Raw genomic sequence first — 964 nt, 5'->3', positions numbered from 1 at the left:
CTCGGGTTTTTTTAGTATTAATTAGCTAGGCTAACTATTACTCTACGATAGTTGCTACAACACCAGCACCTACAGTACGGCCACCTTCACGGATAGCGAAACGAAGACCTTCGTCCATCGCGATTGGCGCGATTAGAGTTACTGTCATCTTAACGTTATCACCAGGCATTACCATTTCTACGCCTTCTGGTAACTGTACGTCACCTGTTACGTCAGTTGTACGGAAGTAGAACTGTGGACGGTAACCTTTGAAGAAAGGAGTATGACGACCACCTTCATCTTTAGAAAGTACGTATACTTCTGAAGTGAATGTAGTGTGTGGCTTGATTGAACCAGGCTTAGCTAGTACTTGACCACGTTCAACGTCTTCACGCTTAGTACCACGTAAAAGTGCACCAATGTTCTCACCAGCACGACCTTCGTCTAGTAGCTTACGGAACATTTCAACACCAGTACAAGTAGATTTAGTTGTATCACGGATACCAACGATTTCTACTTCGTCATTCACGTTGATGATACCAGCTTCAACACGACCAGTTACAACTGTACCACGACCTTGGATTGAGAAAACGTCTTCGATAGGCATGATGAATGGCTTATCGATGTCGCGCTCTGGCTCTGGGATGTAAGAATCAAGTGCGTCTGCAAGTTCAATGATCTTGTCTTCCCACTCTTTCTCGCCTTCTAACGCTTTAAGCGCAGAACCAGCGATTAGTGGTAAGTCATCACCTGGGAAGTCGTACTCAGAAAGAAGTTCACGAACTTCCATTTCTACTAATTCAAGTAGCTCTTCGTCATCAACCATGTCACATTTGTTCATGAACACAACGATGTAAGGTACGCCAACTTGACGAGAAAGAAGGATGTGCTCACGCGTTTGTGGCATAGGGCCGTCAGTCGCAGCAACAACTAGGATAGCGCCGTCCATTTGAGCAGCACCAGTGATCATGTTTTTAACATAATC

Annotated in this window: 1 protein-coding gene; it reads right to left on the bottom strand. The window is 44.8% G+C overall.

The genetic code is table 11. The annotated features are described in order from the left end of the window. Window positions 1-37: 37 nt before the first annotated feature. Window positions 38-964, bottom strand: a 927-nt coding sequence (gene tuf, locus PHAL_RS0122580) for an elongation factor Tu (protein ID WP_016710695.1), incomplete at its 5' end; no start/stop codon positions are given.

It is taken from the genome of Pseudoalteromonas haloplanktis ATCC 14393, assembly GCF_000238355.1.
GTDB lineage: Bacteria > Pseudomonadota > Gammaproteobacteria > Enterobacterales > Alteromonadaceae > Pseudoalteromonas > Pseudoalteromonas haloplanktis.
This window is presented reverse-complemented; position numbering and strand designations above follow the sequence as displayed.